Annotated in this window: 13 protein-coding genes and 1 pseudogene; 8 read left to right on the forward strand and 6 right to left on the reverse strand. The window is 69.7% G+C overall.

Annotated features, from left to right (window positions below; all coding sequences use genetic code 11):
• Window position 1: 1 nt before the first annotated feature.
• On the forward strand, window positions 2–163 hold the full coding sequence (locus B7767_RS11185; RefSeq protein ID WP_256923407.1) for an alpha/beta hydrolase: 162 nt from the start codon (window positions 2–4) through the stop codon (window positions 161–163).
• A 140-nt stretch (window positions 164–303) separates the two neighbouring features.
• Here the strand turns inward: B7767_RS11185 and B7767_RS11190 are convergent, their stop codons facing one another.
• Entirely contained in the window at window positions 304–915 is a 612-nt protein-coding gene (locus B7767_RS11190; RefSeq protein ID WP_085572068.1) for a TetR/AcrR family transcriptional regulator, read from the reverse strand.
• A 120-nt stretch (window positions 916–1035) separates the two neighbouring features.
• Here B7767_RS11190 and B7767_RS11195 point away from each other — a divergent pair, with 120 nt between their 5' ends.
• The 4 genes from B7767_RS11195 to B7767_RS47950 all read left to right on the forward strand — a co-directional run bounded on the left by B7767_RS11195 (window position 1036) and on the right by B7767_RS47950 (window position 4349).
• A complete protein-coding gene (locus B7767_RS11195) occupies window positions 1036–1683 on the forward strand; it encodes a hypothetical protein (RefSeq protein WP_085572069.1) in 648 nt (215 codons plus the stop codon).
• Between the two features lie 178 nt (window positions 1684–1861).
• Window positions 1862–3412 carry an alpha/beta hydrolase gene (locus B7767_RS11200; RefSeq protein WP_256923403.1) on the forward strand — a complete coding sequence of 517 codons (1551 nt, stop codon included), beginning with the start codon at window positions 1862–1864 and terminating at the stop codon, window positions 3410–3412.
• Between the two features lie 127 nt (window positions 3413–3539).
• Complete coding sequence (locus B7767_RS47945; protein ID WP_256923404.1) at window positions 3540–3794, forward strand: hypothetical protein; 255 nt, start codon at window positions 3540–3542, stop codon at window positions 3792–3794.
• 354 nt (window positions 3795–4148) lie between these two features.
• Window positions 4149–4349: a hypothetical protein gene (locus B7767_RS47950; RefSeq protein ID WP_256923405.1), complete on the forward strand. Its 201-nt coding sequence runs from the start codon at window positions 4149–4151 to the stop codon at window positions 4347–4349.
• 79 nt (window positions 4350–4428) lie between these two features.
• Here the strand turns inward: B7767_RS47950 and B7767_RS11210 are convergent, their stop codons facing one another.
• From B7767_RS11210 to B7767_RS11225, 4 genes are read right to left on the reverse strand one after another with little or no spacing between them, the layout of a single operon-like run.
• The gene (locus tag B7767_RS11210) at window positions 4429–5694 is read right to left on the reverse strand and encodes an ABC transporter permease (protein WP_085572071.1); all 1266 of its coding nucleotides are present in this window, start codon (window positions 5692–5694) and stop codon (window positions 4429–4431) included.
• Window positions 5691–6380 (reverse strand): ABC transporter ATP-binding protein, encoded by a 690-nt coding sequence (locus B7767_RS11215; protein ID WP_085572072.1) that lies wholly within the window; start codon window positions 6378–6380, stop codon window positions 5691–5693. The genes B7767_RS11210 and B7767_RS11215 overlap by 4 nt, the downstream gene beginning before the upstream one ends.
• Window positions 6377–7711 (reverse strand): peptidoglycan-binding protein, encoded by a 1335-nt coding sequence (locus B7767_RS11220; RefSeq protein WP_085572073.1) that lies wholly within the window; start codon window positions 7709–7711, stop codon window positions 6377–6379. Before B7767_RS11220 ends, B7767_RS11215 begins: the two co-directional genes overlap by 4 nt.
• On the reverse strand, window positions 7701–8297 hold the full coding sequence (locus B7767_RS11225) for a hypothetical protein (protein WP_085572074.1): 597 nt from the start codon (window positions 8295–8297) through the stop codon (window positions 7701–7703). The genes B7767_RS11220 and B7767_RS11225 overlap by 11 nt, the downstream gene beginning before the upstream one ends.
• A 144-nt stretch (window positions 8298–8441) precedes the next feature.
• Here B7767_RS11225 and B7767_RS11230 point away from each other — a divergent pair, with 144 nt between their 5' ends.
• The 3 genes from B7767_RS11230 (at window position 8442) to B7767_RS46320 (ending at window position 11596) form a co-directional block, all read left to right on the forward strand.
• The gene (locus tag B7767_RS11230; RefSeq protein ID WP_085572075.1) at window positions 8442–9140 is read left to right on the forward strand and encodes a response regulator transcription factor; all 699 of its coding nucleotides are present in this window, start codon (window positions 8442–8444) and stop codon (window positions 9138–9140) included.
• Window positions 9130–10914, forward strand: coding sequence for a cell wall metabolism sensor histidine kinase WalK (locus B7767_RS11235; protein WP_085572076.1), 1785 nt, complete (start codon window positions 9130–9132; stop codon window positions 10912–10914). Before B7767_RS11230 ends, B7767_RS11235 begins: the two co-directional genes overlap by 11 nt.
• Before the next feature lie 526 nt (window positions 10915–11440).
• On the forward strand, window positions 11441–11596 hold the full coding sequence (locus B7767_RS46320) for a hypothetical protein (protein ID WP_179167112.1): 156 nt from the start codon (window positions 11441–11443) through the stop codon (window positions 11594–11596).
• A 265-nt stretch (window positions 11597–11861) separates the two neighbouring features.
• On the opposite strand, the pseudogene B7767_RS11250 reads toward B7767_RS46320, so the two are convergent.
• Window positions 11862–12102, reverse strand: a pseudogene (locus B7767_RS11250) (RNA methyltransferase); the annotation flags it as partial.

Here is a 12102-nt window from a genome sequence, read left to right on the forward strand (position 1 = left end):
GCTGCGCGAGAAGTTCGGCGACCGGGCACGGCTGGTCACCGTCGACGACAGCGGACACGGCGTGTACGTCCTGGGGGACAACTCCTGCGCGCTGAACACCGCCACGCGCCACCTCGTCGAGGGCGAGGTGCCCGCGAAGGACACGTTCTGCCGCGCGGACTGACCTTTCCCGGAGGCCGTCGTCGCCCTGTCGGGCGGGCCGCCGCCGACCGCCCGGGTCTGCGCAAGGTGGTGCGCCTCTCGCCGCGCTCTCGCGTCCCTACCCTCCGGGGGAACCAGTGCGGGCGGGGTGGCTGATCCGGATCACGGCCGGGTCGGCCCGGCGGGTGGCGCGGGGCCGGTGGAGAGGACGTGGTCGACGGCGGCCTCGAGGGTCTCGGTCTCGGCGATGAGGACGGATTCGCGTGTGGGCAGGGCGCGTTCGACCGAGAGTCCGTTGAGGACGGTGAGAAGGAACCTGACGTTGCGGGTGTGGTCTCCGGGGGAGAGTACGCCTTCCTCGGCGAGCACGGTCAGCCAGTGTTCGACCCGGCGCTCCGCCTCCCTTTCATGGCCGAGGTATGCGGCGCGTACCTGTTCGGTCGGCTCGGGTTCGATGAAGGCCCGGTACATCGCGCCCCACGCGGTTCGCGCGTCCTCGTTGGTGCCGAGCGGTGCGAGGACCTGCCGCAGGCAGTTCAGCAGCCGTTCGCGGGGCGGCAGTGTCCGGTCCCGGATCGCGTCGCCGGGCAGCAGGTGTTCGTAGATCCGCGCGAGCAAGCTGTCCTGCAGGGCACGCTGCGTGGGGAAGTGGAACCTCAGCGAGCCGGTACTCACTCCCGCACGCGCGGCGACCGCTCGCACGCTCAGGTTCGCGGCTACGTCCTCGGCGATCATCTCCGCAGCGGCCTTGAGGATCTTCTCGCGTGTGTCCATGCCCCGCTCTCCTTCACCTCTCCCAACGCCCTTCACTGTACTAGCACACCGTACTAGTACAGCGTGTTAGCGTCCTCTCTAGCACGTTGTACTAGTGAGGCACGAGGGAGAGGGCGAAGCATGGCGTTGAAGCTGTGGGCGGCATCGAGGCGCCTCAAGCCGGGAGACGGCAGGGAGCTGCAGCGGTTCCGCTGGTGGCAGCTCCCCCTGCGCTCCCTGTTCTGGCTACGGCTTTCCGGTGCCGGCGGGCACGACCGCCTGCACGCCGTCGACGTACGGCACTGGGCGCGGTTGGACAGCGGCAAGGTCCGGGCGCATCTCTTCCTGGACGGCAGGCACGTGGCCGAGTCGAAGCTGCCCGCGGTCTTCCCTGTCGACGGAGGCGTCATCGAGGTGGCGATGAGCGGCTACGGCATCAGACGCTGCCACTACCGCCCCTCGGGCGGACAGCCGCGGCAGCTCACGCCCGACCCGGCCTCGGCCGAGGGACGGCGGGCGCGCTTCGGTGCCCGCCATCCGGGACTGAGCCGGGCCATCGGCATCGGATCGGTGCTGCTGCTCGTCGTCGGCGTGGGCCTGAACCTGTTGCAGCTCGCCGAACCCGTCTCCCGGATCCCTCCCGTCACGCAACGGGTCGGAACGTTCGAATCGCCGCTGCACCTGCCGATCTGGCTGAACCTCGCACTGGGGCTCGGAGCCGTCCTGGCGAGCACGGAGCGCGCGCTCCGCCTGCGGTACTCCTCTCTGCTCGACGCGGCCGGTCACTGACCACTCGAAGCAAGGAAGGCACAACCGCGTCAGCCCTCCTCGGCCGGCTTCTCGCGCGCCCGGCACAGCCGGGCCGCACGCAATGAAACGACACGAGTAGGACGGAAGGAACATCATCATGATTCGGTCGAGGCCAAGGCCCGCCGCCCGGTACGGGGCGGCGTTCGCCGCAGCCCTCATGGCTCTGACGGGGTGCTCGTCCGGCGCCCCGGGGCTGCGCAGCACGACCGCAGCGGGCACGTCGACCCCCGGGCCGTTCCCGGACCCGCTCACTTGGAACACGTGCGGAAAGAACCTCGAATGCGCCACGATCAAGGTGCCGCAGGAGTACACCGAGCCCGAGGGCGCGCAGATCCCGCTCGCGGTCATGCGGCACCGGGCCACTGATCCCGACCGCCGCATCGGCAGCCTGATCTTCAACCCTGGCGGACCCGGAGTCTCCGCCACCGAGACGCTGCGCAATCTGCCCAAGACAGCCGGTACTCCCGGCGCCTTCTCAGCCGAGGTGCTCGCCCGGTTCGACGTCATTGCGGTGGACCCTCGCGGCGTCGGCCGATCACAGGCCGTCCGCTGCCTGACCGACCAGCAGCGAGCCGACGCCGCCGGCACCGACTTCGACCCGGCCGTCCCCGGGGGCAAGCCCCTGCCGCGGCTGCTGAGCGATGCCGCCGCGTTCACCGACGGCTGCGTCAAGCACCAGAGCAAGAAGTTCCTGGCCAGCCTGTCCACCGACAACGTGGCCCGCGACATCGACCAGGTCCGCTCCGCGCTCGGCGAGGACACGATCACCTACTACGGCCTGTCCTACGGCACCGTGGTCGGACCGATGTACGCCACCCTGTTCCCTCACCGCGTTCGCCAGATGGTGCTCGACGCGCCCGTCGACACCAACCAGTGGTTCGGCGACTCCCTCCCCTTCCAGCACGACGTCGCCCTGGCGAGCGAACGCACCCTCGACGCCTGGTTCGAGACCTGCCGCACCGAAGGGACCGCGGTGTGCCCGTTCGGCGCGGGAGACCCGCAGGCCGCGTTCGACACGCTGATCGAGACGCTGGAAGAGGAGCCGCTGAAGGTCGCACCTGTCGAAGGCGTCACCCCGGGCGGCCAACTCGACGGCGCCATGGCCCTTGAGGCCACCCGGGCCCTGGCCGGAGACCAGAACACCTGGCCCTTGCTGACCTCGGCGCTGCTGGCCGCGCAGAAGGGCAACGGTGCTCCCCTGTACACCATGTGGAGCAGCGTCACGGTATCCCCCTTCCCCGTCCCCACCGCGATGTTCGAAACCCACACCGCGGTACGCTGCGCCGACTGGCGGACCCCAGCCGGCATCGCCGCGCACAGGGCCGCAGCCGCCGAGGCCGTCACCGAGGCCAAGCGGATCGGGACCCGGGCCGCCTACTCCGTCCTGAACTGCGCCCGGTGGCCCGCGCCGAACAAGGACCGCGTCACCAAGCCGCTCACCGGCGCCGGTACACCGACGGCACTGGTGGTCGCAGGCCGACTGGACCCGGTCACCCCCCACCACTGGGCCGAGAACATGACCCGAACCCTGGACTCCGCGGTCCTGCTCACCCGTGAAGGCGTCGGACACGGCTCCTACGGCACCAACACATGCGTCAACAGCGCAGTAGACGCCGCTCTCATCCACGGCACCCACCCCGCCGACGGCACCGTGTGCGCGACGGACAAGCCGGCCACCACCCGCCCCCTCGTCCCCGCGAACCGCTGAGCCACAGCCGGTCCTCACCCGTTACGCACACGCACGGCATGACCGTTGAGCGAGCAGACCAGGACGGCACCACCCTCCCGGCAACGGCGCGGGCACCGGCTCCGCCTCTGTCACGACGGCGGTGCTGATGCGGACCGTGCTCGTTCCCGCGGAGGCCGGCGGCGTCATCGTGCTGACCTTCGCCCACCAGATCACCGACGGCACCGGCGGTGTGCGGGTGGTGGCGGACCTCGTCGCCGCTCTCGACTGCGACGAGGAGGGCGGTGAAGCCGCCCCCGGAGGGGGATGTGCCGCCCTCCCAGGAGGCCCTCCTGCGACTTCTCGACGCTGCGACGCCCACCGCGGGCCCGCCCCGGGACGAGCTGATGAACGCGCCCGGTGAGCTGACGCCGTTCTCGGGGCGGGTACCGCACGTTTCCTCCTTGGCCCTGCAACGCGGTCTGACCGCACGGCTCGTGCACCGTTGCCGGACCGAGGGCGTGTCCGTTCACGCCGCGCTGTGCGCCGCCGCCTGCACGGTCTTCCACCGGGTGGGCCGCACCCGGGTGACGGTGCTGAGCCCGATCGACCTGAGCCGTGCCGTAGGTCTCCCGACGTTGTCGCCCACCGGTTCGCGGGAGCGCGCACGACGAGCGAGGCGTCCCAGGCCGGGGATCTCTGGGAACTGGCCCGGCACCATCACCGGGCTCAGGAACGCCGGCGCGCACCGCAGGTACTCAAGACCGGCTCGGAGGCGTTGGCCCAGCAGCCGCCGACCACCCCCGAAGAGGCCGAGGCGATGACGACCGTCGTCACCGCCGCCGACATCCAGATCACCAATCCCGGGGTGGTGGAGATGCCGGCGCACGGCCGTACCCGTCCCACCGCCCACCACCCGGCCTCCGAGGCGGGCGTGGCCGGGACGGGCACTCGCACCACCACTACGGCAGTGCGGTAGAGCCCGCGTGCGAACCCCCACGGCGAACTGTCACCGACCGAACGGACGCCGAATCGGGCACGCGCCTCCCCGCGGCCGGTCACGTCGACGCCAGTGCCTCCGTGGGGGGAAGGCGTGCCGCGCGGACCGAGGGGTAGACCCCGGCCGCCATGCCGATCAGCACGGCACCGAGGCAGCCACCCGTCACCGAGCTCAGCGGGATCACCGCCGGCCAGCCTTGGTAGGCCGCATAGCCGATGTCGGCGAGGACACCGAACAGGATCCCGGCAAGGGCGCCGAGCAGTGACAGGCCCATGGACTCGGTGAGGAACTGGACGCGTATCTGACCGCGGGTCGCGCCCAGTGCCCGGCGCAGCCCGATGTCCCTTCGGCGCTCCAGGACCGAGATGACCATGGTGTTGGCCACGCCGACTCCACCGACCAGCAGGGCGACACCGGCCAGGCCCAGGAAGAGGGAGGAGAAGGTGTTCTGCGTGGCGCGCTTGGCCGCCAGGGCGTCGGACGGCCGGCTGACCTGGACCTGTCCGGGCTGCTCCGGGAACACGGTGGCGGGGAGGACGCTCCGTACGTCCTCCAGATGTGCGTCCCGTGCCTTGACGTAGATCACCGTGGGGTTCCCCTCGAAGCGCAGTGTCTTCTTGGCGGCCGGCCATCCCGTCAGTACGGCGTTGTCGAGATCGTCGGAAAGCGGTACGGAGTGCAGGATGCCGATCACGGTGAACCACGACTTGTTGATCTGTATCTGCGGAGCCGGGTCGTTCCCGGGGATTTCCCCGATGCCGAGTCGGCCGGCGGCCCGGTAGCCCAGAACAGCCGTGGGAAACTGTTCGTCGGCGGCGCCGAAGAACCTTCCCGAGAAGACCTTTCCGCCCACCACGCTCAGCAGGTCGCGTCGGGCCGCGAGCACACTGAGTCCGGTACCGGAGAAGTCGTCATCACCGATGAGGTCGGAACGCTGGACCACGGCATGGGTGTTGGCCACCGCGCTCGCCTCGGTGACCGGCTTGATGCGGCGCACCATGTCGATCGATTCCTCGGGCAGTTCGACCGGCAGGGCCTGTCCCGAGAACGGCTGCACCCGCAGCATGTTGGACCCGAGCGCCGTTATCTCGTCCGTCAGCGCCCGCTGGCTGGAGGCCGGGATCCCGGTCACCACCACCATCGTGGCGACGCCGATCGAGATGCCGAGCGCCGACAGCGCGGCGCGCAGCTTGCGGGTGCGCAGGCCGAGGAGCCCCAGGCCCAACAGATCGAGAAAGGCGAGACGTACCGGCTTGATCTTGTCTTCGGTACGCCGGGAAGAGCGCCGCAGCGCGGCGCGGGACGGCTTGGCGGGGACGGTCATGACGGGCTTCCGGTCAGTGCGGTGTCCGTGACCAGGCGACCGTCACGCAGGTGAACCCTGCGTGGCAACTGGTCGGCGATGTCACGGTCGTGAGTGATGAGCGCGATCGTGGTGCCCGCCGCGTTGAGTTCGGTCAGCAGGGCGAGCGCCGCAGCACCGTTGGCGGTGTCGAGTGCACCGGTCGGCTCGTCGGCGAGGACCAGGGCCGGCTCATGGACCACCGCGCGGGCTATGGCGACCCGTTGACGCTCCCCTCCGGAGAGCTGCCCCGGCAGATGGCCGGCCCGACGGGCGAGACCGACCCGGGCCAGGGCCTCCTCGGCCAGCTTCTTCCGGTACTTCCTGGGCACACCGGCATACAGCAGGCCGGTCGCCACGTTCTCCGCCGCGGTGAGTCCGTCCGTCAGGTGGAAGTGCTGGAAGACGAAACCCAGACGCCGCCCGCGCAGGGCGGACAGTTGGCGGTCGGACAGCTCCGCCACGTCCTGTCCCTCGATGACCACGCTGCCGCTGGTGGGCGCGGCCAGCGTGCCCATGATGTTGAGCAGCGTGGACTTGCCGGAGCCGGAAGGGCCGAGGATGGCCAGCAGTTCGCCCCGTGAGACGGACAGGGAGACCCGGTCGAGGGCTCTCACCTCGGGCGGATAGGTCACGCTCGCCTCGTGCACGCTGATGACCTGGGTCATGCCGTGGTTTCCACCTTCATGCCGTCGTTGACGCCCTGGCCGCTGATCTCGACCAGTCCCTGGGCGAACATGCCCGTGTCGACCGGGACGAGCCTGCCGCCGGAGAGCCGGACCGCGTACCCTCCCTCGCGCAGGGCGAGCAGGGCGCCGACCGGGACGGCGAGTACGCCCTTCTTCGACTCGCCCTGGAACCTGGCCTGGACGGGAGCGGAGTCGATGCTCTCGGCGGACTGCGGGTCGTCCAGCGAGACGGTGACGTTGGTCTTGGTCTGCCCGGTGCTGCCCGACTGCCCCTGCTCTCCCTGCACGACGGTGCTGATCGCGGCGACCCTGCCCGGGACGGTGGTTCGGTCGGGCAGCACCACGGTGACCTGTTGGCCCGACTTGATGGACCCCATGTCGAGCGACTCCACCGGCACGGTCACGGACTTGGTGGTGGCGGTCACCGTCATCAGGTCTCCCGACGCCTCGTCCCCGGGCTGGGCGAGGACGTCGGAGACCCGCACCGCCGACTTCGTCACGACCACGTCGGACAGGTCGACGATGCCGGTCTGATCCATGCCCACGGCCTTCTGCCAGCGTTTGATCGCGGACATCAGGGACGTGGTGAGCACGCCGTCGCCCTCCTTGACCGTGGACTGCGACGGACCCGGGCTCGGCGGCCCCTCCTGTGACGCATCGGTTCCTTGACCCGCTCCGCCGTCCGGAGACGGGGACGGGCCGGCCGGGGGCGTGGTCTCCTCCTGTCCAGGGCCCGGTGTCACGGGCGCGGTGGCGCCCGCGGAAGCCTGCTGCCGGACGACCGTGCCCGGCGCCGGCTGTGCCCCGATGTCGTAGCCGAGCGCCCTGAGGTTGTCGGCGACGACCCGTATGTCGCGGCCGACGCTGCCGGGGGTGTCGAGCCTGCGGTACAAGGGTGTGCTGCCGTAGAAGATCACGGCGGGACGCTCGTCGACGCGGTACAGCTGCCGACCGCGTTTGACCGTCGCACCCCGGTTCGGGAGCCACGTCACCCGTCCTTCGCCGGCACCGCGGATCGTGCGCGGGGAGTCGTAGCCGAGCATGCCCTGCATCTCCCTGCTACCCGACATGTCCGTTCTGACCACGGCGATCTGTTTGACCTTCGGACCGGACTCGGGTTCGGACCCGGTCCCGTCCTGGCCGTCCCACAACAGACCGGCACCCGTTCCTCCCGCCAGCAGCACGGCGACGACGGCGAGACACAGGGCCTTCTTCTTCCGGCGGCCCGCCGTCGGCCTTCGGGGGTCCGCCCCCTCCTGGACCGTCACCCGCAGGGCCATGGTGTCCCCGGCGTCGCGCTCACTCGCCACCGAACGCCTCGATCATGCATTCCTTGTCGATCTGGTCGGCGTTCCTGGGCTGGGTCACACCGGGCTTGTAGTTCCAGCCGCCTCCGTCAGGAAGAGGGTTCACCTTGAGCCCTCTGCGGTTGTCGCACGCGATCCACTTGCTGTAATCGTCCATGTAGTCGGAGTTTTTCTTCGGGTCCAGCTCCGGGGGCGGCAGCGGCCTCTTCCCGAGGCACGCCTTTTCCACTTCCGGACGCTCTTCGGCCACATCAATACCGGGAAACCACAGTGTTCCAGGATCGGCTTCCGGCATTTTGTTTCCCTTCGATGAAATGGGCACACCGTGATCCTTGAGGCAGCGCAGGTAGCCCTGATACATGCGAATTTCCTCGACTTGCGTGGTGTCCAGCCGAATCTGCGGGCGGCCGGAATCGGCATCGTCGGCAGCCGGGCCCTTCGTCGCCCCGCTCTTTGTACCTCCCCCGGATTTCGCGACGGAGTCGACTCCGCCCTTACTGCTCTCGGCGTCCCCCCCGGAGGAGCAGCCGGTGATCAGCGTCACCGCCAGAACGGCACAGGAAAGGAAGAGGTTCTTCTTGTTCGGCATGCCCGGAATCGTGACAAGGCTTTGTCAGAAAGGTGTCAAGACTTCCCTCAGGGGATCCCTGCATGCTTTTGTCAGGAAGTCGTCATGGAACGGAACCGGATTCACCGACGTTCACCACGCGCTCCGCAGGCTTATCATCGGCCCATGTCCGCATACGTACTGGTAGCCGAGGACGACGAAAAGCAAGCAGAACTGATTCGTCGTTACCTGGTGCACGACGGCTATGCCGTAACCGTGGTGCACGACGGCCCGACAGCCCTCGACATGGCCGTAAAGCGGCCACCTGACCTGCTCGTTCTCGACTGGATGCTGCCCGGTCTGGACGGGCTGGAGATATGCCGGCGCATACGCGACACGGGCGATATGCCCATTCTCATGCTCACTGCCCGCTCCACCGAGGACGACCTGTTGCTGGGCCTGGGCATCGGGGCAGACGACTACATGACCAAGCCGTTCAGGCCGCGCGAACTGGTGGCCCGCATCCGGACCCTGCTGCGGCGCACCCGGCAGCAGGAGCGCACGGGGGAAGTACTCCTGAAGGCCGGCCCGCTGACCGTGGCTCCGGACCGGCACGAGGTGTCCGTCAACGGCCTTCCGGTGAACTGCACTCCCAGCGAGTTCCGCCTGCTCAGCACCTTGGTGGCCGCACCCGGGCGGGTCTTCACGCGGGCTCAGCTGCTGCACTGCATCACCGACCACGGGCGAGCCGTCACCGAACGCACCGTGGACATGCACATGATGAACCTGCGGAAGAAGATCGAGATCTCGCCGCGCAGACCGGAGTTGCTGCTGACCGTCCACGGCGTCGGATACAAGCTGTCCCGAGGCCGCCGTGACGTCTGAGGTCCCACTCCGCAACAGCCTGCTGTTCCGGCTGCTGGTCACCTCCGTGCTGATCTCCCTGGTGTCCATCGGGGCCACGGCCTGGCTGACGGTACGCGGCACCACCGTCGCCATCGAGCAGGAACGGGGTCAGGTCCTCGCGGACGACGCCACCATCCAGGAGACCCTGGAGGGCTTCGCCGCGACACACTCCGACTGGAAGGGTGTCGAGCGCACCGTGCGGGATCTCTCCCGGTCGACGGGGCGCACCATCGTCCTGACCACGCGGGCGCGCCAGATCATCGCCGCGTCGCACCGGTCGGCGGCGGAAGGGCTGCCCCTCATCGAGAGCGCGGTGATCGATCCGCTGCACGTCGCTCCGTCCAAGGCCCGGAGTGCCGACCAGGCTGAGCAGGCTTCCCGCATCGACCCACGAGCCGTCGGCCCCTACCGCCTGCCCGCCGAGGAGCGGGCGAAGCTGCGACAGGTCGCCCGCGACGAGGTCGACTGCCTCTACCGCCGGACGGGAGTACGCGCGCACATCGTCGAGGAGGCCAGTGGCAGGCCCGCCCTGCGCACGACCAGGACCTCGGGGGAATTCATCCCGGCCTGCCGGTCCAAGGGCCTGAGCACGCCCACCCCGACCGAAGCCGCGGCCCTCGCCGAACTCACCGGACTCGTCCGCGGCTGCGCCGAGCGCCACCACGTACGCCTGCCCGAACCGCTGACCATCACGATGGGCTTCAGGGTGGACGGCGACGACTCCATGGAGAGTTCCGCCGCTGTGGACGACTGTGTGGAGGAAGGCCGCCGGGAGCAGTTGGCGGCGTATGTCGCCCCCGCGGCTTTGCTGTTCGTCATCAGCCCACCCCGTTCGGCCACCGCCGCCTTCGACCTGTCACCGGCCGGAACGCTCCGGGTCCTGGCCACCACCGGTCTGGTCCTGGCCGCGACCGTCGCCGTGACCGCCGTCATCGCGACCCGGCTGGTACGTCCGCTGCGCGCGCTGACCCACGCGGCGCGCGCCCCCTCGGGCAGGCACGTCCGTATCCCCGTCACCGCGAAGGACGAGACCGGCTATCTGGCCGCTGCCCTCAACGACCTGTCGGAACGCCGCGAACGCACCGACGAGCAGCGCCGGGTCATGGTCAGCGACATCGCCCACGAACTGCGCACACCCCTCACCAACATCCGCGGCTGGCTGGACGCGGCACAGGACGGCCTGGCCGAGACCGACTCGGCGCTCCTCAGCTCGCTGCAGGAGGAGGCGGAACTGCTCCAGCACATCGTGGACGACCTCCAGGTGCTTGCCGCAGCAGACGCCGGCGCCCTGCGCCTGCGTCCAGAGGATCTGGACCTCCGCGACCTGATCGAGCAGATCGTGAGCGCGCACCGCGCGACCGCGCACGCCGGCGGTGTCGAGATCGCCGTCCACGCCCCGGACGGTCTCTCGGTCCACGCCGACCCGGTCCGCCTCCGCCAGGTCCTGGGCAACCTGCTGTCCAACGCGATACGCCACACCCCGCCGGCCGGCCGCGTCACCCTCGGCGCCCACCGGGTGGCAGGCGCCGTCGCCATCGAGGTGAAGGACACGGGCAGCGGCATCCGCGAGGCGGACCTGCCCCGGGTGTTCGACCGCTTCTGGCGGGCCGAACAGTCCCGCAGCAGGCGGACGGGAGGCAGCGGACTGGGGCTGTCCATCGTCAGACAGCTGGTGCGGGCACACGGCGGAGACGTCTCCGTGGCGAGCCGACCTCATGTGGAGACGGTGTTCCTGGTGCGGTTGCCGAGCTGATCCGTCGAGCACGAGTGCCCTGACCTCGCGTGGAAGCCGACCGCAGGTCGGGAAGGCCCCCTGGCACGCCTTCGGCAGCCAGGCGGTCGGTTCGGATCACCGTGCCGCCCAGGTAGAGGTGGGTGTATCCGGGGTCCGTCGCCCTCTCCACCGCGGTGGACAGGCAGGGCGCGTGGTCGGCCGGTACGGTCGGTCCCTCGTGCAGACAGGTTCCTGCCGCCGGCTTCACTGCCGCCTGACGCCGCGTCACCATCGCGCTGCCGTCTGCCGGGGTCGCTGGACGAGCCGTGCGGGCCGACCCGCGGTGTCGTGGATCTGCCGTTGCGCATGGCCTGGTCCGGGGGCACCTCGTACGACCTGGGCGAGCCACGCCAACGTCCGTGCCGTACCGCAACGGGTGGTACGGCACGGACCGTTCAACCTCGGCGGCCTTCGGTCCGAAGCAGTGGCGGGACAGACCCGACGGCGCGTCAGAACGTTCGCCGAGCCTGCGCTCGATCCGCTGTTCGTGATTCTCCTCCATGGCGTGCAGACGCTCCTCCACGACGTGAAGAAGCAGGCGTTCCAGCCCACCCGGCGCCAGGTCGAGTGGGCCGTCGACCAAGCCGTCGTGGGCAGGCTCGACTTCCACCGCTCGCCGAGCTGGAAGAACACCGGCATGGGCGGCTCCCGACCATGGTGAACTCACGCTCCCGGACGTCTCATCCCTGGCAGCGACCAGCCGCCCACACCCGGCGTCCCGCCGGACAGGACCCCACCCGCCAGGCCGTCAGAACGAGCGTCATTTCAGCGTCAGGACTTCCAGGACGCCCCGTACGCACGCCGGGCAATCAGCCACCACACCGGAAAATCCCAGGCCGGGGGCCATGGGGCCTAGCCGTCACACCTCGATCTGTTTCTGCGGGAGAAAGACGTCGAAATCATCTCCGCCTCCACAAATACGCAGGTCAACGGCCCTTCTCGGCAGGCTCCAGGATCGCCACGCACTCCACGTGGTGCGTCATCGGGAACAGGTCGAACACCCGCAGCGTCCGCACCCGGTACCCCCCGTCCCGGAAGTACGCCAGGTCCCGTGCCAGCGCCGCCGGGTCGCAGGCGACGTACGCGATGCGACGCGCGCCCAGGGACGACAGGTGTTCCACCGTCTTGCGGCCGGCGCCCGCCCGGGGCGGGTCGAGGACGACCAGG

It is taken from the genome of Streptomyces sp. 13-12-16 (genome assembly GCF_002114215.1).
Lineage (GTDB): Bacteria > Actinomycetota > Actinomycetes > Streptomycetales > Streptomycetaceae > Streptomyces.